The organism is Paenibacillus macerans (genome assembly GCF_900454495.1).
GTDB lineage: Bacteria > Bacillota > Bacilli > Paenibacillales > Paenibacillaceae > Fontibacillus > Fontibacillus macerans.
Window position 1 is genome coordinate 3,491,856 of sequence record NZ_UGSI01000001.1, and the last position, 22,058, is coordinate 3,513,913.

Annotated in this window: 18 protein-coding genes; 4 read left to right on the forward strand and 14 right to left on the reverse strand. The window is 53.7% G+C overall.

The window, feature by feature from the left end; genetic code table 11:
• Positions 1-70: 70 nt before the first annotated feature.
• From DYE26_RS15830 to DYE26_RS15880, 12 genes are all read right to left on the reverse strand, one after another.
• Positions 71-1,294 (reverse strand): sialidase family protein, encoded by a 1,224-nt coding sequence (locus DYE26_RS15830; protein ID WP_036625364.1) that lies wholly within the window; start codon positions 1,292-1,294, stop codon positions 71-73.
• A 27-nt stretch (positions 1,295-1,321) separates the two neighbouring features.
• Positions 1,322-2,146, reverse strand: a complete 825-nt coding sequence (locus DYE26_RS15835) for a carbohydrate ABC transporter permease (protein WP_036625367.1) — start codon at positions 2,144-2,146, stop codon at positions 1,322-1,324.
• Between the two features lie 14 nt (positions 2,147-2,160).
• Positions 2,161-3,018: a carbohydrate ABC transporter permease gene (locus DYE26_RS15840; protein ID WP_036625370.1), complete on the reverse strand. Its 858-nt coding sequence runs from the start codon at positions 3,016-3,018 to the stop codon at positions 2,161-2,163.
• Between the two features lie 27 nt (positions 3,019-3,045).
• Positions 3,046-4,380 (reverse strand): extracellular solute-binding protein, encoded by a 1,335-nt coding sequence (locus DYE26_RS15845; RefSeq protein WP_082207904.1) that lies wholly within the window; start codon positions 4,378-4,380, stop codon positions 3,046-3,048.
• Between the two features lie 192 nt (positions 4,381-4,572).
• The gene (locus DYE26_RS15850) at positions 4,573-5,595 is read right to left on the reverse strand and encodes a LacI family DNA-binding transcriptional regulator (protein ID WP_036625373.1); all 1,023 of its coding nucleotides are present in this window, start codon (positions 5,593-5,595) and stop codon (positions 4,573-4,575) included.
• Between the two features lie 445 nt (positions 5,596-6,040).
• A complete protein-coding gene (locus tag DYE26_RS15855; RefSeq protein WP_115311229.1) occupies positions 6,041-7,234 on the reverse strand; it encodes an IS4 family transposase in 1,194 nt (397 codons plus the stop codon).
• A 395-nt stretch (positions 7,235-7,629) separates the two neighbouring features.
• Positions 7,630-9,375: a methyl-accepting chemotaxis protein gene (locus DYE26_RS15860; RefSeq protein WP_036625378.1), complete on the reverse strand. Its 1,746-nt coding sequence runs from the start codon at positions 9,373-9,375 to the stop codon at positions 7,630-7,632.
• A 163-nt stretch (positions 9,376-9,538) separates the two neighbouring features.
• Positions 9,539-10,930, reverse strand: a complete 1,392-nt coding sequence (gene ltrA, locus DYE26_RS15865; RefSeq protein ID WP_036621729.1) for a group II intron reverse transcriptase/maturase — start codon at positions 10,928-10,930, stop codon at positions 9,539-9,541.
• Positions 10,931-11,425: 495 nt separating this feature from the next.
• Entirely contained in the window at positions 11,426-11,602 is a 177-nt protein-coding gene (locus DYE26_RS33475) for a hypothetical protein (RefSeq protein ID WP_155621468.1), read from the reverse strand.
• A gap of 218 nt (positions 11,603-11,820) precedes the next feature.
• Positions 11,821-12,705: a carbohydrate ABC transporter permease gene (locus DYE26_RS15870; RefSeq protein WP_115311234.1), complete on the reverse strand. Its 885-nt coding sequence runs from the start codon at positions 12,703-12,705 to the stop codon at positions 11,821-11,823.
• A 13-nt stretch (positions 12,706-12,718) separates the two neighbouring features.
• Positions 12,719-13,600: a carbohydrate ABC transporter permease gene (locus tag DYE26_RS15875; RefSeq protein ID WP_115311235.1), complete on the reverse strand. Its 882-nt coding sequence runs from the start codon at positions 13,598-13,600 to the stop codon at positions 12,719-12,721.
• A 33-nt stretch (positions 13,601-13,633) separates the two neighbouring features.
• A complete protein-coding gene (locus tag DYE26_RS15880; protein ID WP_115311236.1) occupies positions 13,634-14,995 on the reverse strand; it encodes an extracellular solute-binding protein in 1,362 nt (453 codons plus the stop codon).
• Between the two features lie 602 nt (positions 14,996-15,597).
• Between DYE26_RS15880 and DYE26_RS15885 the strand changes: the two genes are divergently transcribed.
• Positions 15,598-16,512 carry a transposase gene (locus tag DYE26_RS15885; protein WP_115311237.1) on the forward strand — a complete coding sequence of 305 codons (915 nt, stop codon included), beginning with the start codon at positions 15,598-15,600 and terminating at the stop codon, positions 16,510-16,512.
• A 386-nt stretch (positions 16,513-16,898) separates the two neighbouring features.
• Here DYE26_RS15885 and DYE26_RS15890 read toward each other — a convergent pair whose 3' ends face one another.
• Together DYE26_RS15890 and DYE26_RS15895 are read right to left on the reverse strand one after the other, a co-directional pair.
• On the reverse strand, positions 16,899-17,684 hold the full coding sequence (locus DYE26_RS15890; protein WP_036625382.1) for a response regulator transcription factor: 786 nt from the start codon (positions 17,682-17,684) through the stop codon (positions 16,899-16,901).
• Positions 17,681-19,441: a cache domain-containing sensor histidine kinase gene (locus DYE26_RS15895; RefSeq protein ID WP_036625385.1), complete on the reverse strand. Its 1,761-nt coding sequence runs from the start codon at positions 19,439-19,441 to the stop codon at positions 17,681-17,683. Before DYE26_RS15895 ends, DYE26_RS15890 begins: the two co-directional genes overlap by 4 nt.
• Positions 19,442-19,714: 273 nt before the next feature.
• Here DYE26_RS15895 and DYE26_RS15900 point away from each other — a divergent pair, with 273 nt between their 5' ends.
• The 3 genes from DYE26_RS15900 to DYE26_RS15905 all read left to right on the forward strand — a co-directional run bounded on the left by DYE26_RS15900 (position 19,715) and on the right by DYE26_RS15905 (position 22,048).
• Positions 19,715-20,446 (forward strand): HAD family hydrolase, encoded by a 732-nt coding sequence (locus tag DYE26_RS15900; RefSeq protein WP_036625387.1) that lies wholly within the window; start codon positions 19,715-19,717, stop codon positions 20,444-20,446.
• Positions 20,447-20,539: 93 nt separating this feature from the next.
• Positions 20,540-20,815 carry a hypothetical protein gene (locus DYE26_RS34225; protein WP_051985663.1) on the forward strand — a complete coding sequence of 92 codons (276 nt, stop codon included), beginning with the start codon at positions 20,540-20,542 and terminating at the stop codon, positions 20,813-20,815.
• 9 nt (positions 20,816-20,824) lie between these two features.
• Positions 20,825-22,048, forward strand: a complete 1,224-nt coding sequence (locus DYE26_RS15905; protein WP_051985664.1) for a spore germination protein — start codon at positions 20,825-20,827, stop codon at positions 22,046-22,048.
• The last annotated feature ends 10 nt before the right edge of the window (positions 22,049-22,058 follow it).

Genomic DNA, 22,058 nt, shown 5'->3' on the forward strand with positions numbered 1-22,058 from the left:
GTTCCTCCACGTTAGTCATTATGTTTTGCCTCCGGAATCGTAAAGCCAATCCTAACGGACTCCAGCCCCGTTATTTCCACCGCAGCCGCACAAAAGCAATGTTCTCCCGGTTCCAGGTGTAAGTCAGGTATAGGATGCCGCCATGAACGATCAGCGCCGGATAGGAGTACTCGCCTTCCCCGTCCTCCAGCACCGCTTCGCGTCTCCAGGTCAGCCCGTTGTCGCGCGAAATGTCCAGCGTCAGCGGCGTTCGCGGTCCCCAGTTGGCACCGACCGGATTGCTGCACAGCACCAGCGTCCCGTCGTCAAGGCGGGCAACGTCCAGCCCGCTGTTGTTGTTGGGCAGCCCGGTCGGATAAGCTTCGCTCCAGGTCAGCCCGCCGTCCGGCGAATCGCTGCGGTAGATTTGCCCTTCGGTGCTGCGCAGCAGCATATGAACCTCCCCGGGCCGGGACTCCCACAGGGACGGCTGAATCACACCCCGCCCGTAGAAGGACTGCTCCGATACCGGAATGTCGCTGGCCGGAGCGGCGCCGCCAATAGCTGAAGCGGCCCCGTGCCCGGGAGCGCTGCCATTTAACGGCGCGTCGTCCACGGGAGCAACGCCGCCTTCCGGAACACTGCAGTCCGCAGGAACGCCTCCGTTCCCCGCTGCAGCCCCGAACGCCGATTCGCCGCTGCTTCCCGCTAGACTGCCGGATGCCGATGCGGTGACGCTCCCCGATATGCCGCCGGCCGGCCCGGCATCCTCCCCGCCGATGCCGGGGATGCCGACCCAGCCGCTGCGGCGCCAGCTCCTGCCGCGATCGTCCGAGCGGTCGGTGAAGGCGCGCCACAGCCCGTCCTCGGTCGAAGCAGGCGCGAGCCAGGCCCCGTCCGCCAGCACGATCGCTTTGTTGCGCACCGGCCCGCGCCCGCCGCGATCTCCCGGAACCAGCTCGGCCGCCATGGTCCAGGTGCGCCCGCCGTCAGCCGAGCGCTTGAACAGCGTCCGCCACTCCTTAATCAATCGGCCAGCTTTATAGAACAGAATGATTTCGCCGCTCTCCAAAACCAGCAGCACCGGATTCCAGCAAGGCTCATCCGGTTCGTCCGCCAGCTTGCCGGGCTCCGACCAAACGCCGCCGCTTCTGCGCGCCCCCCAGATAGCGGTGTCGTCCGCCCCCTCCCGGCTGCCCGCGAACCAAACCGCCAGCGCGTCGCCGCCTTCAAGCACGGCCAGATGCGAAGCGTGACAGCAGGCAAACGGCTTTTCCCCGTTCATGATGAGCTCTTTCTCGATTTTTTTTAACATGTCATGCCCCCTCTCCATCACGTTCACCTAGCCTTTGATCCCCGAATTGGTAATCCCTTCGACGAAGTAGCGCTGCAGGGACAGAAACACGATGATCGACGGGATAATCGCCATGCAGGCGGCGGCCAACGACGTGCCGTACTGGAACTGGGCAGTGGAGTTGGCTCCGCCCATAAACTGCGCAATCCCTACGGTGAGCGGCTTCAGCGCGTTCTCGCGGATCGCGATCATCGGCCACAGGAAATTGTTCCAATTGGAGATGAACATCAGAATCGTCACCGTGGACACGGCCGGTTTGGTCAGCGGCAGCATGATTTTGGCGAAGATGCCGAAATCTTTGCACCCGTCGATACGGGCGGCCTCTTCAAGCTCGTTGGGGATGCGTTTGAAAAAGCTGGTCAAAATGTACACGCTCGTTACGTTGGCTCCCGCCACGAGAATCAGCGCGGCGAACGTGTTCAGCAGCTTCAGTTCGGAGACGAGCAGGAACAGCGGTACAATATAGGCCTGAATCGGAATGAGCAGCATGGACACGATCAGGGTGAACATCAATTTTTTGCCGCGAAAATTCAGCCGTCCGAAAGCGTAGGCCGCCGGCGTCGTCAGCGCCAGCACGAACAGCGTCGACAGCACCGTGATCAGCACGCTGTTCGCCATCCAGCCGGTAAAGGGGTACTGCTCCAGCACCGCCTTGTAGTTGACGAAGGTGAAGGCGGCGATCCATTTTGGCGGATAGTTCATGATTTCGGCTTCCGGCTTCAACGAGGAGACGAGGGACCACAGCAGCGGAAAGACGAATACCGCCCCGATGACCGCCATGACGAGGTATGTCAGCGTTATTTTGAGCTTCATGTCACAGGTCCCCCCTAGTCTTCCAGCTTCAGCAGTCTGGATTGAATTTGCACGAATACGATCAAAATGAGCAAAGTGGCCATGCCAAGTACGGAGCCGTATCCAAGATTGTAGTTCTGGAACGCCGTACCGTACAAATACTGCACCAGGGTGAGCGTGGCCGTCCCCGGCCCGCCGTTCGTCATGACGAAGATCTGGTCAAAAATCTGGATCGTATTGATCAAGGTTAGCGTAATGACCATCGAGGTGATCGGCTTCAGCAGCGGCAGCGTAATCCGCATGAAAGCCTGCGCGCCCGTCGCCCCGTCGATCTTGGCCGCTTCGTACAGATCGGCGGAAATATCCTGAAGGCCGGCCAGATACAAAATCATGTTGTAGCCGAGAAACGACCATACCGTCACGATCGCGATCGACAGCAGCGCCCATTTTTCGCTCGTCAGCCATTCCACGGGGCCGAGCCCCGCCGCTTTCAAATAGTAATTCAGAATCCCGAAATTGTTGTCGTACAGCCAGTTCCAGATGATGCCGACCACTGCGGGAATCAGCACGTAAGGGATGATCGAAATCGTTCTTACGGCGTTTCGAAACCGCAGCTTCTGGTTAAGCAGCACCGCGACCAGCAGGCTGAAGACAATCAGCGGCGGCAGCGTCAGCAGCAGGAACAGCAGCGTATTTTTCAGCGAGACCCAAAATATCGGATCATGCAGCAGCTTCCTGAAATTGTTCAGACCGGCAAACTCCGCGTCGCCCACGATGTTCCATTTCATGAAGCCGATAAACAGCCCGGCCACGCTCGGGCCAAACCGGAAAACCAGGAAAACGAGCAAATAAGGCAACAGAAACAGCGCCGCGACTTTTCCTTGTGATTTCATAAAGTCGACAACCTTTCCAGCCGGCCGCTATTCGGCCAGCAAGCTATCCATGTCTTTCTTAAGCTGTTTTGCGATTTCATGCGGATCCTTGTTGTTCAAAACGGCGTCCTGCGCCGCCGTAAGAATCGGGCTCGGCGCCGTGCTGGAGAAGATTTGCGCCGCTTTGGGATGCGCCGGCAGCAGCACCGCGTTGTCCAGGCTGTTTATGAATGCTTCCCGTCCATCCATGCCCTCCGCCGTTTTCATGCCGTTGTTGCTGGACGGAAGCTGTCCGGATTTGGCCCATTGGCCCGAATTTTTGTCCAGCCAGCGTACAAACTCCACGGCCGCTTCCAGCTTGGCCGGATCTTCGTCCTTCTGCAGCGGGAAGGTCATGATTTCCGCCGCCCCCCAGGCGGCCGGCCGGTCGAATACCTGCGGATAAGGCGCGCTCGCCCACTGGATGTTGGAGCTTTCCAGCTTCGGCATCTGCCACGGGCCGTCGATGAACATCGCAACCTTGCCGCCCATGAAATCGTCGACCGGGGATTTCTCGCCCTTCGGTACAACTTTATATTTGAAAACGAGGTCCTGAAGAAAAGCGATCGCTTTGGCGGTTTTTTCTTCATCCAGGTCCACCGAGGCCATGTCTTCGGTAAACGGGTTGCTCCCCTGCTGGTTCAGAAGGGCGTAGATTTGATAAAATACGTGGTGGTTCATTGAGAAGCCCAGCCCGTACTGCACGACATTGTTTTCGTCAAAGCCGTCCTCGCCCGCATGTTTTCCATTGTTGTCCACGGTTAGCTTTTGCGCCGCGGCGATCAGTTCTTCCCCGGTTTTCGGCGCTTCGCTTATGCCTGCTTTTTCCAAAAGCTCTTTGTTGTAATAAAGGCCGTGCATATGGACGTCCAGCGGTACGGCGTATTGCTCGCCTTTATACTTCGTGCCTCCCCAGGCAAAGCCGGAGTAATTCGCCTCATCCATTCCCACCGACGCCACCGGCTTGCTGTCCAGGACGCCCATCTCCACGAACTGCCCCAGCTCGAACGGATGCATCACGAGCACCTCCGGCGGGTTGCCGCCTTTCATTTCCGTCAAAAACTTGGTGAACAGCGGCGTCCACTGCAAGGAAGTAAATTCCACGTGAATCTTCGTCTGCTGCTGGTTAAACACTTCGACCAGCGCCTGCATCGTGTTGAGATCGGGCCCCGTCCATCCGCCCCAGAAGTCGATATTGACGGTGTCTCCACTCCCGGTAGAAGACGTGCCGCCCGCTCCGGATTGCCCGCCCTGCGGCTTCGGGTCGGACGCGCATCCCGCCAGCGTCAAAGCCATTGCCATTGTTGCCAGTAACACTCTCATGGACCATCTCTTCATTTTCATGTGTTTTCATCCCCCTTGAAGGATTAATTCCGAGCAGTTAAGCGTTTTTGATAATGTAAGCGCTTTCTTATATGCCGTTGCTGATGCGCCGATCACCTCCTGAACCGGATTTAAATAAGCTTGCAACTTTTATTTATTAACGGGGAGAAGCTTTGGGCCGCCCCCCGGTGTTGCCTCGGGCACAAATTTTGCTTAGTTGCTCGGCCCGCCGCAGGATTTGCGCGTAACGATCCGCGTATCCATCTTTTTGGCGGCCTTTACGTTGGTCTGGTACCGCATCATCTCGATCAGCAGCTTCAGGCACTCGCCGGCCATGTCCTCCACCGGCAGATGAACCGTCGATAACGTCGGTACGGTGTAGTTCGTCACTTCATCGTTATCGTAACCGATGATCTCCAGTTCTTCGGGCACCTTCACGCCGCATTCGTCCAGCGCCTTCAACGCTCCGACGGCCATCTGGTCGCTGAGGGCGAATATCGCCGACGGCCACCCCCCGCCCTCCGGCTTTAGGCGTTTAACGGCCTCGTAACCGCCCTGTTCCGAAAAGTCCTCGTAAACGATCCACGCTTCGCCGACGTCCAACCCAAGCTCCGCGGCTTTGGCCATAAAGCCTTCCTCGCGCAGCCGGATCGCCCTGGAGGAAACGTCCGGAACGATCAGCCCCACCTTGCGGTGTCCGCGGCTATGCAGCAGCTCGGCCACCATCCCGCCGCTTTTGAAGCTGTCCACGCTGACGGAGGCATATTTGCCGGAATCCCGCTGGTACAGCACCACCGGCACGTTCAAGTCCGCCGCCTCCAGAAATTCATCGTCCTCCTCCGTCGAGTTGGCGATGATCGCCCCATTGAACCGCGTGCCGGTCACGAGGCTCTGGACTTCGCTCAGCTTCGTGCCCACGTAAGGGTGAATGAGCAGCTCGTATTCGTCTTCCAGCTCACTCATCGCATGCTGCAGTCCCTTCAAAAACCGCCCGACCAAAGCGGCGCGGGTGTCGAGCGTCCAGAACAGCGCAATGATCGGCAGGACCGTCTCTCCCCCGCTGCGCAAACGGCGCGCCGAGATGTTCGGCTGATAGTTGAGCTGTTTGGCGGCTTCAAGTATTTTCCGCTGGGTTGCGGCGGATATCCGGTATTTGTCCCCTTTGCCGTTCAGGACCATCGAGGCCGTCCCTTGCGATACATTGGCAAGTTTGGCGATTTCTTTAATACTGGCCATGACTATAACACCCCGTTCATATTCTTGGAAAAAACAAACAGCCTAATCTCCATTGTACATGGCCCTTGAAGACGAGAGCAATGAAATCCGCCGGACACGTTAGCAAAGCGAAGCTAAATCGTTTTGCTAAAACGTATTGCTAATACGTTTTTATTGTATTTTAAAAGCGCTTACATGTCAACGCAAAAATTATTTTTCCGACCGTAAACATAAGGACAACAATAGCCGCTATTTCGGTGAGCTCACCCATTTTGAGTGAAATAGAGGCATTTTATGCACTAGCGTTGCAAGAACACTAACATCAATTTTCAGCAAAACCCACATTTGGATTATTGAAACTATAAATGGATTTTTTTACAGTCATTTTTTAAGCTTAAGACCAAAAAGTCAAGGTTACCTAATGCGTAGGTCGCGATGTCCCATTAAATGTATATAATGGATATTATTACTTGAATTTGCTTGGCTTAATTATCCCAACCATTGTGCGCACCGATAACGCTTTGGGACCTGACCCCGGACGTCTCCCCGGACTACTTCGACTGGGTTTCCGATCCAGTTCGGTTCGAAAGGATCGCCATGAACGGTACAAGTACTCGCGGAGAATCCGGAGCACTTGCCAGTTTGTTTTTGCCGTTTGGGTGCTGTGCCGGATGTGCTCCACGAGCAAGGCAGTAATTAAAGCCAAGAATAACTGGTTCCAAATAGCCTGTGGTTTATGACTGTGCAGCTTCTTCAATCGCAAATGTTGCTTCAGCCATTTAAAATACAACTCGATGAGCCAGCGATTTTTATAGATCTGCGCGATTTCTTCAGCGGTCTTATCCCATACCGATGTAAAAATACGATAAGTCCGTTCCTGCTCGTCATAAAACTCCACCAAACGAACGGAATGTTCCATGGATCGGAAGGAACTGCCCACGCAAACCTTGGCGTCCCGCGTGATGTTCGAGCCTTCCGGAACAGGATACTCCTCAATGACGGTGGCAAGCGCGCGATCTCGCATACGGATCACAAACTGGATGTTGTCCTGGACCCATTGATCCATCCGGGCATAATCATCATAACCGCGATCCATCACATAAATCGCATCCGAGGGGACGACCAGTTCAACGGCCCCCGCACGATCCCCTACATTGAGCGAACTGGGGATCATGGCATCAGGAAATAGCTTGTCGGGAGCTGTAACAACGAGGCGCAGATGCATCTTGACGCCGCTACTCTTATTTGACATCTTGGCCCAACTTCCAAGTTGAAGCGGCAGTCGAATGCTGGAAGAATCAATGATGTGCAATTTCCCGCTCTGGCCCTGGTGGCAAGCACGTTGCTGTGTTTGTGATGCCAGATGCTGAAACATCCACTCCAACAGCTCCGTTGGGATCTGATCGAGTTTTCGGGATAATTGCGAGCCGCTGATACTCTCCAACTGTAGAAGCTGCTGAAGTTTCGGCTCAGCACGAAGTGCAATTTCCATTTCACCGTAAGATGACCATTGTTTCAACTGAGCATTGATGAAGAGCATGATCGCTTTCATCGTGGTAAGTTTCTTGGTGTAATGGTCGAAGAGTAAACGTTGATGCACATCGATGGGCAGTAAGGAAATCAGTTGACAAATGACCGTTTTAGCTTTAACGTTATCCATGGTTGGTCTCCTTTTGTAGAGAGTTATGGACAACGTACCTACCTCTTTACAATAGGAGATTTTTTATGCTTTTTCCATGAAAAATGATCATAATTACCCATATTTAACTAATATTTGATTATTCGCGTTAGGTTTTATGCAACGCTAGTGCATTTTATGCCGTTATTTCTCCCCGTCGCAAGAAAATCCCGGTCTGCTGGACCGTTCGTGGAAAAATAAGGGCAAAAAATGCCGTTAATGTGGAGGTACATGCCTGCATTCGGACAATAAGTACATAAAGTGCCGCTATTTTGCAAGGTTGTGGGGGATACGTCACTTAGCCGATGCACGGCAAACAAAAAAGCACGCGCCATTCGGATTGGCGCGTGCCCTTCATCATTTCCATCACACAAAAATTAGACTTTGAATTTAGCGACCAAACTCTGCAGCTCTTCCGCCATGGTGGCTAAAGTGGTCGCGGAAGCCGTGATCTCTTCCATCGACGCCAGCTGCTCTTCGGAAGCCGCCGCCGTACTCTGAGAGTTCCCTGCGGATTGTTCGGAGATCAGCGCTACGGCTTCGATCATCGCCACCATGTTTTGGGAAGAGGCGCTTACTTCCTGCACGATGGCGGAAACTTCCTGGGACTGGGAGGATACTTCCTCGATCATTTTGGTGATGGTTCTGAAGCTGTTCCCGGTCTGCTGCGCCCGTTTCATCCCTTCGTCCACAGCTTGCGTCCCCTCTTGGATAGCCGTAACCGCATCGCGCGTTTCATTCTGAATGTCCTGAATAATGGCCCGTATCTTTTCGGTGGCTGCGGATGATTGCCCGGCCAATTTACGGACTTCATTGGCCACCACGGCGAATCCCTTGCCGTCTTCCCCGGCTCTGGCCGCCTCAATGGCCGCGTTTAAGGCAAGCAGATTGGTTTGGTTCGCGATTTCCGTAATGAGGGATACAACCTCCCCGATCTCGCTCGATTTCTCGCCTAAAGAGTGAATCACATGGGATGTAGCTTCAACCCGGTCATGTACCACACTCATTTGTTCCACCGTTTGCTGAATCACTTCATTGCCCTTCATCGTTTCCTGATTTGCGCTTACTGCCGCCTCGGCAACCGCCTGGATCGAATAGGCGACCTGCTCCATGCCTTTTGATATTTCGCTTACGACTTCATTGGCGTCATTTGCGGTTTTGACCTGCTGTTCCGCTCCGACCGCGACTTCCTGGGCGGAAAGCGCGATTTGTTCGGTGGCTTTGGAGGTTTGCTGCGCGCTTGCGTTTAATTCTTCGGATGAAGTCGCCACCTGCCCGGAGCTGTTCGACACATGGCGAATCAGTTCCCTGAGGTTGGCGGTCATCGTGTTGAAACCCTGCGCCAGTCTTCCGACTTCGTCTTTATTTTTGACAACCAGCGGCTCCATCGTTAAATCGCCGTTGGATACCTTTTCCACTTGACCGGCCATGACGGAGATCGGTTTCACGATCGAGCTGACGAACAACCATGCGGCGGCCGCGCCGATGACCATAGAGATGGCCAGGGTAATGATCAGAACCCGAAGCACCTCGTTGGCTCCCTGATTAAACTCGCTCATATAAGCCCCCGAACCTACAATCCACCCCCAGTTTTCGTCCATTTCCACATACGAAATCTTAGCTTCGTCATGGCCGGATAATGGATTGTTCCATATGTATGTAAAAAAACCCCCGCCTTTCGCGCCAAGTTCAGTAAGCGTCTTGCCCATATGAACGCCGTCTTTGGTCACGACCGTATTCAAATCCGACCCTTCGTTGGCGGGATTCATTACGGAAACGCCATTTTTGTCGACCGCATACAAGTACCCGCTTTGACCGACCACGTATTTTGGGTTAATCGGCCGTTTGTTGTCGGAGCCTTTGGGCCCGAGAATCTCTTCGCGAAACATATCCTGCGCTTGCTCAAGCGTTAAATGTCCCGCTTTGACCTCTTTGTCCAAGTTGTTGATCATGGCGATGCTCAAATTAACGCTGTGTTTCAGCTGCGCCCGGCCCGACGCATCCAACTGCTGCTTGGAGATGTTAAAAGCCAGGAAGCCAAGCAAAAGGGAGGGAACGGCCAATAGTAAAAGACAAATTAAAAGAAATTTGGGGCGTAAAGCGTTCATGCGGAAAGTTTTCATGATAGCGGTATCTCCTTTTGTGATATTTTCGCCATTATACTACGTATTTCGACATATCCATATATAAAATTTAGGGTATTCAAAATCGAGTAGGAGAGGGTGACTAACCCCCGTCCTCTCACACCACCGTACATGCGGGTCCGCATACGGCGGTTCCAAAAGGTTAACAAAGCTCCAGGTAACGAGAAAGCAAACTCTTCAGCCCTTTCACTTCCCAGTAGGAAGTCGGAAGGGCGTTATTTGTGTTTCGAGACATTTCCCATGCACCCCGGCGGGAGTTTGCCATAACATAGCAGGCCCATTCTGGGACTCCGAGTGCCCGAAGTTCACGAATTCGGGTGCGTACCCGCTTCCATTGTTTCCATAGGCACATTCGAAGTCTTCTTCGAATCCACTGGTCGAATCTTTCACAGTGGCTCTTCGCCGATGCGATTCGGAAATATCCAATCCATCCCATGAGGTAACGGTTCAGTCTAGATATACGTTCCTCCATGGAGACTGATTGGGTACGGTTTGTCAACTCCCGGATCTTCTCTTTAAATCGAGAGATTGTCTTGGGAGCCAATCGAATCGTCGCCTGTTTATTCGACAGGAAACTAAAGCCAAGAAACTTCCGGTTCCATGGCCTGTCCACTGCACTTTTGTCCCGATTCACTTTCAGTTTCAACTTTCCTTCCACAAATCGTGTGACCGATTCCATGACTCGTTCACCTGCTCGCCTGCTCGCTACAAAGATGTTGCAGTCGTCCGCGTAACGAACAAACCGCAGCCCCCTCTTTGTCAGTTCTTTATCCAAATCATCGAGTAAGATGTTTGCCAGAAGCGGACTTAGCGGACCGCCTTGCGGAGTTCCCTCGTCCGTCTTCTGGCAGATGCCACCTTCCATCATTCCGGCTTCCAAGTAGGCCCGAATCAGCTTCAAGACTCGCTTGTCTGTCACTCTCCTTGCCACTCTTGCCATGAGAATGTCGTGGTTCACCCGGTCAAAGAACTTTTCCAAATCCATATCTACGACCCATCGCAGACCGCTTTGGATATATCGCTGGGCTTGCTTCACGGCATCGTGTGCTCTCTTCCCCGGTCTAAAGCCGTAGCTGTACCAAGAGAAGGGGGCATCGAAAATCGGGTTCATCACTTGCAGAAGTGCTTGTTGGAGGAAGCGGTCCATCACGGTCGGGATACCGAGCAGCCTTACACCGCCTCCGGGTTTGGGGATTTTCACCCGTCTGACAGGTATCGGTCTGTACGTTCCCGTTAGGAGTTCATCTTTCACCGTTTCCCAGCGTGTGTTCAGGTAAGCCTGTAGCCCCGCTACCGTTACTCGGTCTACACCGGGGGCACCTCCGTTTTGTACCACTCGCTTATAGGCGAGCCTGAGGTTCTCCCCTTCGAGCATTCGCTCCAACAAGTCGTTACTTGCCTCGTGAGAGGAAGGATCGATTTGTGCCGATGAAGAACTCGGCGCTCCAACATACCCTGACGGCTTCACCGCTTCTCTTTGTTGGCAGCTCCCTTTTGGGATATTCGGCTGTCTTTGCTCTTCACGCGAACGCATCGGTTTCCTCTCTCCTTTCGGTTCGGCCCTTCCGCTTTCCGGCGTCCCGTACTTGCGTACTATGGCCTCTGCTGACTCCTGCGGGTTCAGCGCAGCCTCTCGGTTGCGGTTACGAAGTGACTTCGCATTTTTTTTTTCTCCCGCAGGCCTCCCCAGATAAGAACGTCATCTTTCCGCCCACGACCACTGGAGTTTACAGGAGTGATCCTTGGCGGCTTTGGATTTCGCTGTGTTATGGCAGCTCATCCGGTTCATCCTGCCTCAAATCCAGTTTGTGTACCTTGGCCCGTGCTTTTGCCTCCGGCTTCCTTCAGATTCCACCTCGCGATGGACACCCTTGCCCTTGGCTAGCGGTAGGCGCTCGCCAGCCCCCGCTCGGGACTTTCACCCTATAGATGACGCCCATGCTGGGCGTACATAAAAAATACCCCTTAAAAAAATAAGGGGTATTTAACATATCGTGTCCGCTCTATATGAGAATTTTCACTCTTTCTCTTAGCTGCCCGCTTTCGCATTCCGTTCCTGCTCGTTTTGATGCAGCTCCTTAATAAACCGCTGCAGCAGAAGGGCGTCCTGACGCCCCAATCCGTACTGGTTCTCCCTGCAAATCATCCGGCCGATCCGTCTTTTCAACAATTCGCTGCGGCGCTCAAACGCGTCCCCATTACTCAAGCTGCCCACTCCTCTATTTATACTTTATCCGTACAATCCTTATAAGTATAAAAGTTTTGGGGCCGGGCTGAAAAACCGGTTCGCTCCCGATATGACCGGGGATGGCAGCGTGAAGGGTCATGAAAGCGCCCACTTGCCGGCCGGGCATAAACATACTCCCGTTTGCTCCCAGATTCTCTTATTTTGCATTATCGCGGTAAAGCAATGAATATTTCATTTCAGCCTTTGACCGATCCGGCGGCGATGCCTTCCACAATGCGGTTGCTCATGATGAAGAAGGCGAGCAGAATCGGCAAAATGCTGATCATCAGCGTCGCGCCGATCGCGCCCCAATCGGTCGTATACTGGCCGATGAAGTTCTGGACGCCGACCGTCAGCGTTTTGAAGTGATCCGAGCTGATGAAAGTGTTGACGAAAATAAATTCGTTCCAATTGTAGATCATGTTGATGATCGCCGTCGTCGACAGCACCGAAGCGGTCATCGGCAGGATGATCCGGAAGAACATCCGATGGATCGAGCAGCCGTCCATAATGGCGGCCTCCTCCACTTCCTTCGGCAGCGCGTAATAAAATCCGAGCAAAATCATAATCGTGATCGGCAGGTTAAACGCGGCATAGGACAGGATGACCGACAGCGGATGGTCCGTCAAGCCGACTTTCAAAAACAGGCTAAACAGCGGAATCAGCGTCGAGTGTACGGGAATCATCATCCCGACCATAAATAAACCGAGAACAAACGAGCTCCCTTTCCATTTCATGCGGGTGATGGCAAAGGTGACGAAGCTCGCCAGTATTACGGTCAAGACGAGCGATACGGCGGTGATCCATACGCTGTTCAGGAAATAAACGCTGATATTGCCTTGGGTCCATACCTTTTCGTAGTTCTCCCAGCGGGGATGCGCCGGAATGGAGAAAGGCGGCATGTTGAAAACTTCCTGATTGTTTTTCAGCGAAAAGAACAGCAGCCAGATCAGCGGCAAAATTTGCAGCGCCGCCACAAGGACGAGCACGATATATAGCAGCCCGTACCCCAGCTTGCGGCCGAGCTGCAGACCGGGACCGGAAACCGCCGGTTCCAAACGGATCGATTTTTGCGTTTCCATCATTGGCCCCTCCTTAGGAATATTGAATCGTGTCGTCCGAGGCCGTCAATTTGCGGATCAGCCATGTCGCGACCAGACAGATCAGCAGCAGCGAGAACCCGATCGCGCTGCCGTAACCGAAGTCGAAGCCGCGGAAGGCCTGATGGTACATGTAGGAGGCCATCACTTCGCTCGCTCCGTTGGGTCCCCCGTCGGTCATGACATAGATCAGATCGAAATACTTAAGCGAGCCTACAATTGCGAGTACGATCGTCACTTTAATCACTTCCACGATCAGAGGCAGCTTGATGCGAAAGGCGATCGACATTGCGCCCGCACCGTCGATGCGCGCCGCTTCCACGAGCGATTCCGGGATGTTCTTCAGCGCGGCGTAATAGATCAGGATGTAAAAGCCGGCATACTGCCAGATGATCGGCACGAACAGGGCATACAGCACCATCGACGGCTCCGCCAGCCAGGACGGCGCGTCCGTAATGCCTACCCCGGTCAGGAAGCTGTTGAGCACCCCATTCGAAGGGTGGTAAATTTTCAGCCATAGCTGCGCGATCGCGACCGAAGACAACAGCATTGGGATCAGGTAAATTTTTCGAAACAGGTTGGCTCCTTTAATTTTTCCGGACAAGACGAGCGCAATCAGCAGGTATCCGATCAGGCTAAGCCCGGAGAAAACGGCCAGCAGCAAGGAATGGTACGCGCTTTGCCAAAACATCGGATCCTTGACGAGCGTGCTGTAGTTGGCAAGGCCGACAAACGTCATCGCTCCGATGCCGTCCCAGTCCATCAACCCGTAGTAACCGGTCAGTACGATGGGAATATAGATCATGGCCATGATCAGCAGCAGAGAAGGCAGCACATACAGGGCAATGACCCATTTATTCGACATGACCTTATTCATAAGGTTTCATCATCCTTTTCTATCTATCATGCCTTACTCCCCTTTTTGCAGGGCAGCTTCATGCTCCTTGGCGAAATCCTCCGGCGTGACCGCTTTGCCGAACAACGCCTGAATCATGTTCAAGTGCGTTTGCGCCGCGTTCGGTTTCATTTGCACGTCGGCGAACAACGTCAGGTTGCTGGCATTGTTCAGTTCGTTCAGCAGGTCGATGTACATTTGCGGAAGATCGGAAGAAGAGGTGTCCACTTTCGTGGCCGGAATAACGCCCGCCGTGCTAACCGATTCCGCGCCCCATTTGCCGATGAAATACTCCACGAATTTTTTCGCTTCGTCTTTGACCTTGGAGTTTTCGGCGACGAACAAGCCTACGCCCGGACCGCCGACCCAGCTGTTGATGTCGCCTTTCCCGCCTTCCACGGTCGGGAATTTGAAGAAGCCTACCTTGTCTTTGAATTCCTGCGGGACGTCCGGATTCGTCGTGAAGTTCGGAATTTCCCAGGTGCCCATCAGGTACATCGCCGCTTTTTCGTTCATAAACTCGGATTTGCCTTCATCGTTGGACAAGCCGTTAAAGCCTTTGTTGAACGCGTTCGTATCCACCAGCTTTTGAATTTCCGCGGCAGCCTGGATCAGCGCAGGATCTTCAAACGACCCGGAGCGGTCGATCGCTTTCTTCAGCGTTTCCGGTCCGCCGAGCCGATCCGCCAGATACATGTACCACAGCGAACCGGTCCAGCGGTCTTTGTTGCCGAGGGCAATCGGGGCCACGCCGTTCTCCGACAGCGTTTTCACGACTTGCAAAAATTGATCGTACGTTTGCGGTACTTGCAAATTGTATTTCTCGAAAATCGCTTTGTTGTAATAAATCGGCGAAATGTTGAGCTCGATCGGCAACCCGTACGTCTTACCGCCCACGGCGTAAGCGTCGGTCGTGCCCGGGACGAATTTATCCTTCAAACCTCCGTCCAGCAAATCGTCGAGCGGGGTAAACAGGTTTCCTTTGACGTACGGATCCATAAAGCCTGCCGCCCAAGTCACGCCGACGTCGGGAAGCTCGTTCGAAGCGGATAAAATTTTCAGCTTATTTTTGTACTGCTCGTTTTCCAGCACCTCCTGCTGAATCGTCACGTTCGGATGGTCGGTCTGATATTGGGTAATGATTTCGTTGACCAGTTTATTTTGCTGGGCCGAGCTGCCCTGCGGCCACAAATGCATGAACTTGATGGTGACTTTCTCGCCGTCCGCCGGTTTGACTGCTTCGCCGCCGGCATTGGCGCCAGCATTTCCTCCACCGCCGCTCGCCGCGCCGCCGTTCGATTTCCCGCCGCAGCCGGCAAGCACCAGCAATAGTGAAAGCGCAATCAAAAGGATTGATGCTGTCTTTTTGTTGGACATTTGTTATATCCCCCCATCATTATTAACGGTTTTATGTAACCGCTTAACCTGAATTCTAGCACCTTCGTTTCGTCCTCATAAGATCACGCTCATTAGCTAAAATTCCACTTTTTTTAGGTTGTTAATGCGTCCGTTTATGCTAAACATTTACAAAGCTAGTGATAGCGGCAGACTAGTACATATCATTTAGTAAAAGTTAAAAAAATTAAGTGCTCCTTTAGTTTTTTCTTGTTTCTCGGCTAACTTGAACGAAAAATACCTACAAACTTATATAATAAACCAAGTATAATTTCTTGCAATAAAAGCGGCTCAAAACCAGTGCTTGACGAAATAAATTATGACTTTGCCTCTGCGGTGGCTGTCTATAGTATCTGTGTCTGTGTCTGTGTCTGTGTCTTGGTGTCCATGCATGGTGCTTTGCACGATTATCCCTTACGTTCAGGGGGCGGGGGGTGGGGATTGTACGGGATAAAGAAAAAAGAGAAACAGAAAAAATGAGGCGGTTCAGGTGAGATGTTCGGCTTGATTCGAGAACGTACGTTTGGTATAATGAAATAAATGGAATTTATGTTCGTATATTCTTGATTCGGGGGCGAGTAAACATGGAGGTCAATGCGGGAACGGAACTTCAGCCATTCAGCAGCCGTTTTAACAGCGAGCAGGACTGTATGGAGGCGTTGATTGCGATGAAGTGGCCAAATGGCTTTGTCTGCCCGCGTTGCGCTCACACCCGGTGCAGCCGTCTGACCTCCCGGCATATCCCCTTGTTCGAGTGCGGAAAGTGCAAGCATCAAACATCGCCTTTGGTCGGTACGATTTTTGAAGGAACGCATCTGCCCTTGCTCAAGTGGTTCGAGGCCCTGGATTTATTCCTGCTGGAGGGCGGCATCTCGGCGCTGCGGCTGAGCAAGGTGATCCGGGTCACCTACAAAACCGCCTGGTCGATGCTGCACAAAATACGCCATGCCGTGGGGGAGTTCGATGCCCGGGAACTGCTCTCCGGAGAAGTGAAGGTGAACAGCGATCAGTATGGGCGTAATCCATCCCGGTGTCAGGTTTTGCATCCGTACGCCTCGGCGGTCGTAGCCGGTTGCACGGTCACAGAGTCGGGCGAGCCGGAACAGGTCAAAATCCGTCTGGTACCGCATAAGCGGGGAAGTGAAAAATGGGCAAACCGTCACGATCTAACCGCGTTTATTGGCGGGCATGTGGATGTCCGTACATCGGCGGTACAGTTGTTCCCTCAGGCCTTTCGGCTGTATGTGCCCTTACGGAAAGTGGTGAGAGAGGCGTGGGAATCGCTGAAGAGTACGTATGGAGCCTTGGGACTGAAGCATCTGCAGGCGTACCTGAACGAGTACACCGGACGCCGCCGGCTGCGCCTGCAAGAAGGACTGCCGGGAGCGGAAGAAACGATGCGGCAGAAGTTACTGCAGATGTGTGTGGCGATTCCGACGATCTCTTACCGCCGACTGATCGCGCGCCAACCGAATCAGCCCCTTGCGGCTGCAGCCTGATAGAAATGCTTGAACGGTACAGACGTTGCTGCAAACGGATTTCAGGCTGCAGCAAGATCACGGTCTTTTCATTTTTTCTTGTGTCTTGCCCCATTTTTCCCGTCTCAGGCTTGCTTCCCTTCTCTTAAGCCTGTCTATGATCTTAAACAGTTTTAATGATCTCGAACAGGTCTGCTTCTCCCATATCCACTTCTTCCAAATATATCTTCTTCTCTGAATGTATCTTCTTCTCCTGAATGTATCTTCTTCTCTGCCTCCTGATCAAAAGGGATAATCATGCAAAGCGTCTGGCCAGCGGATATTGATCTGCCGACCAACCCACCGGCCTTCCCTATCCTCAAGCTTTCAACGCCTAGGTTGAGTCGTTCATATTTTCCCTTTAGATATCAAAAGTTCTTGACGCTGTTTCTATATTTGCTGGGACTCATGCCTTCGAACGATTTGAACACTTTGATAAAATATTTGTCCGTTTGATACCCGACGCGTTCGGCGATTTCACCGACGGGTAAAGACGTGCGCAGCAGCAACTCCTTCGCCCTTAGCATCCGCAGCCGGCTGAGGTACTCGCTGAACGTCATTTCCGTTTGCTCCTTGAACAAGACGCTGAAATAACTCGGGTTCAAATGCAGCATATCGGCCACCTGGCGAAGTGTCACCGGCTCGTGCAAATGCTCGTCCAAATAGCGAAGCGCATCGCTAACCAGCGGATTGTACCGGGCATCGGTCTCCTTCGTCTCCAGCAGCCGCGGGTCGGCCAGCTTCTCCAGCGTTTCGATGCGGTGCCGATCGCCCTCGACCAGAAGCGCTTGCTCCACGGCTTGCACGAGTTTATGCTTATCCACCGGCTTGAGCAAATAGTTGACGACGCCTAACTGCATCGCTTTTTGCGCATAATCGAATTCCGGATAGCCGGAAATGATGATCGTTACTGGTTTAAACGGCTTATGCTTTCGCTGCATTTCGATCAGCTCCAACCCGCTGATGCCCGGCATGCGGATGTCCGTGATCAGCAGATGAGCGGCGTGGTTCTCCAGCCAAGCCAGCGCTGCCTGGCCGCTCTCCGCCGCTTCGATCCGGTAGCGCCCGCAGGACCAGGCCTCCAGCGTTTTGACAAAACCTTGCCTCGTTCTCGGCTCGTCTTCCACGATTAAAATCGTTTTGGAATGAATCATACCGCTCCCCCATATTCGCTCGGAATTTCAAAGCTCACCAGCGTGCCCTCTCCCGGCCGGCTATATACGTCCAGTCCCGGTTTTGCGCCTTGTTCCTTGTCAAAATAAAGCCGCAGCCGCCGCTGCACGTTGACGATCCCGAATCCGCTCCCCTTGGACGACAGGGCCGGCCCGCCGTCCAACGCCTGCTTCAGCTTGCGCAGCATCTCTTCGTCCATGCCGGGGCCGTTGTCCCGGACCGTGATTTTTACGTAACCTTCCCGGCCGGAAGGCGATACGTTCACCGTCACCACGCCCGGGCCTTCCTTTGTCTCCACACCGTGCAGAATCGCGTTCTCCACCAGCGGCTGGATCAGCAGCTTGGGAATTTTCACACCCCCGAAAGTTCCGGCTTCGATTGACCAAGTTAGCCGCTCGCCCAGCCGGATGTCCATAAGCTGCAAATAATGCTCGACATGCTCGAGCTCCTCTTCGACGGTGACCCACTCGTCCTGGTTCGGTCGGCTGATGGTATACCGGAACAGGCTGGACATGCTGACGACAAGGCTGGCCAATTCCTCTTCGCCTTTCTCCTCCAGCGACCAATAAAAAGCCTCCAGCGTATTAAACAGAAAATGCGGATTGATCTGCGCTTGAAGCGCTTTCAGCTCCGTCCGGCTTTGCAGCAGTTCCTTCTCGTAAACGACCCGGATCAATTCGTTCATGTTGTCGACCATCTGGTTGTACGTATTGTTCAGTTCGTTGATCTCCATCGTGTTGGAGAACATCGGATTGGGCTGCAGCACCCCGAATCTCGCCCCCCGCATCGCCTTGATCAGCTTGAAGATCGGCCGGGTGATCATCGTCGACAGCAATAGCGACATAATCAGAAACAACAGCACCCCGATCGCGCCGGACACGAGCACGGCCGTGCGCAGGGCGGAAATCCCGCTCGTGACGTAGCTGACAGGCGTAAAAAATACGAGCGTCCAGCCGGTAGGCTCTGACTTTTGCTTCACCTCGATAAATTCCTGCCCGCCGATCGTAATGTTTTTCCCCTCGTTGGTAAGCAGTTCGGACAAATTCAGCGTCCCGGCCGACCGGCCGAAATTGGAAGCGATCGTGTGGAAATTCCCGTCGACCAGCAAAATATATTCGCCGCCTTCTCCGCTCACCTGCTCCTGAAGCTGGAAGTAGGTACGGTCGATCCGCACCATCAGATATCCCCCGGACGAAAACCAGCGGTCGATCAGGCTGACGCGCCTTAAGGCGAGCACTGAAGAGGGATCTTTGGGATCGGCGCCGATCCAGACGAGTTCCCCTTTTCCCCGGTCGGCGGCGGCGATCCATTTCGGATCGATCGTGTCCTGCAGCGGAATATCGTTCAGCGGGAACAGCCGGCGGTAATCGGTCGTATACAGCTCCAGCGATTTAATCCCCGTGACGTACGACTGATAATTTCCCAGAATCGATAGAAGGGATTGGCGTGCGCTGAACGGCGTCTTCGTCCCCTCCACCTCGGACAGCAGCAGCTGCTGGATGCTGCCGTCCGTCGCCACCTGCGTCGACAGCGTTTTGATCTGGGCGAGCAAAGCGTCAAGCCGGCCGTTGGCCTGCAGCGCGGTTTGGCCGATATGCTTCTCCGCATTGTTCTCCAGCAGGGCGGAGCCCTGGGTGTAGGTCAGGATGCTGGCTAGCGTAAGCACGAGAACCATGGCAAGCATAAAGCCGACGAAGATTTGATTTTTTAAGGTGAACCATCGTTTCGGTTTTCTCACCTCGAAAGGTCTCCTCCCTGCAATCTTAAGTTGCAAAACATCCACCAATAATATAATCCAAGCGCCTGGCAGGCGTCAGCAAAATTCGTTCGGGTCTGCCGGTAAAACGCGGTATCCTGTATAATGGACGTTAGACTAGTAGATTTGTTCTTATGTTTTCGCCCACGTTATTTAGGAGCAGTCTGCCAGGATCAATCTAGCATATACGGTACATGGCCGAAATAAATAGAGAGACGGCCTTACGCGCCAAACGATAGAAGGAGGAATTCAACCTTGAAGTCTACAAAACCTGCCGCATGCGCACATGCCGTTTTTTTCGATCTGGACGATACGCTCTACGATCATTTGCTTCCCTTTCGCGGAGCCCTGCAAGCGGTGCTTAACACTGGAGACGATTTCCCGTATGAACCCGCTTATCACCGGATGCGCTATTACAGCGACCACCTGTCCGCCCTGGCCGGCGGCACGCCTACCCACGGCCCGGCGCTTGAGGAAATGCGAACGGAGCGTTTCGTGCGCTCCCTGGCCGAGTTCGGTGTAACGCTCAAGCAGGAACAGGCAGCCGCCGTACAGGCCGCTTATCTGGACCGCCAGTTTTGCATCCGCCCCTTTGAGCGTGCATTCGAGCTCATCGGGAAGCTGAAATCGGACAAAGCCCTCGTAGGTTTAATTACCAACGGGCCGCCGGAACACCAATGGCGCAAAATCCGCGCGCTGGAGTTGGATCGCCTGATTCCACCGAACCTGATCTATATTTCCGGAGCCGTCGGCATCACCAAACCGGACCGGAAGCTGTTCGACCGCGTGGCCGCGGAGGCCGGCTTAGCCCCAGAACAATGCTGTTACGTCGGCGATTCATGGCGCAATGACGTCGTAGGCGCCGCCGGTGCCGGCTGGCGGACCATATGGTTCAACCACCGGCGCGCCCAGCCCGAATCCGCGTTTCGTCCGCATGAGCAGGCGTTCAGCTACGCCGACTTAAGCCGCCTCCTTCTCGGGGAATAAGGCGCGCTTCAAAGCGCCTGTCCCCCTCCCCTCTGCATAGTTCCCCTCCATCTACGCACAATAGAAGAAAATGCCTCATTAGGGGGAACTTTGGTGTTATTCCGCCTTTTCAAATTTTTTGCGAAGCAAACAAAACAGCAGAAACAAAAATTGATGCAGGTGGACGCAGGGCCCCATGTAAACGAACCCCAGGCCCCCGGCCCGCTTTCGCTCGCAAACGTGATGGGCGAATTCCGCGGCTGCTCGGATCTGACCCGCCGTTCGCTTCCCTCCCTTAAGGCCGAATTAATCTATTTCAGCCACCTGATCGACAAAAACATCTTCAAACGCGACGTCTTGGGGCCGCTGGAAAATATCCGGCAGGAATAACTCGGAGCATTGCTGCGGCAATCCCAATTCAACGAAGCCAAAGATGCCGCGTCGGTCGTAAACGGCATTTGCGCGGGCGATGCGGCGCTTTTTGTGCCGCAAGGTGTTTATTTGGTGCATGTGTACGGGCCGGAAACGCGCGCCATCGAAACATCGCAAACGGAATCGGTCATCATCGGACCCCATGACGCTTTTAATGAATCGCTGGACACCAATCTGTCCATCATCCGCCGCCGGATCAAGAGCAATCGGCTCAAAGTCAGGCAGTTTGAGGTTGGCGAAGTCCTCAAAACCAAGGTCTGCGTTATCTATATCGACGAGCTGGCCAATATGGACTACGTCAACCGCATGTCCGAACGAATTCAAAGCATTGAATACAGCGGATTATACGATAGCAACATGCTTGCGCAAATGATCGAGGATTTTCCAAGTACGATATTCCCTATACTTATGACCTCCGAACGCCCCGACGTAGCCGTTTCCAAGCTGAATGAAGGCAGGGTGGTCGCCATTATGGACCAAAGTCCGTCCGTAATCGTAGGTCCAACCACGATCTTCGAGTTTTTTACTACTCCGGACGACTATTACAGCCGCTGGGCGGTCGGTACATTTTTACGGATGCTCAGATATATCGCCTTTTTACTTACGCTTTCGCTGACTTCCTTGTATGTGGCGGTGACGACGTACCATTATGAAATGGTTCCGCAAAATCTGCTCGCCTCCCTGACCGAATCGCGCAGCCGCGTGCCGTTTCCGCCTATCCTGGAAGCTTTGCTCATGGAAACAACGCTGGAGCTTTTGCGCGAGGCGGGCGCCCGGCTGCCCTCGAAAATCGGACAAACGATCGGGATCGTCGGCGGGATCGTGATCGGCACCGCTGCCGTCGAAGCCGGCTTTACAAGCAATATACTGATCATCGCCGTGGCGATGTCTGCCATCGCTTCCTTTGTTATCCCCAGCTATACGATGAGCGGTTCGATTCGAATCATCCGGTTCGGGCTGATCATTTTATCGGGCATGCTTGGCAACTTTGGTTTTATGGTTGGAATTGCCCTGGTCATTATTCACGCCTCCGAGCTGACCAGCCTCGGCGCGCCGTATACGATTCCCGCCGCCCCGATGAAACCGGCCGACTGGAAGGACATTTTTATCCGCGGGCCGTTCTGGATGATGAGCAAACGACCGACACAGTCTCGCACCCCAAACCAACATACCAACAAAATGAAGAAATAGGTGACTTTGC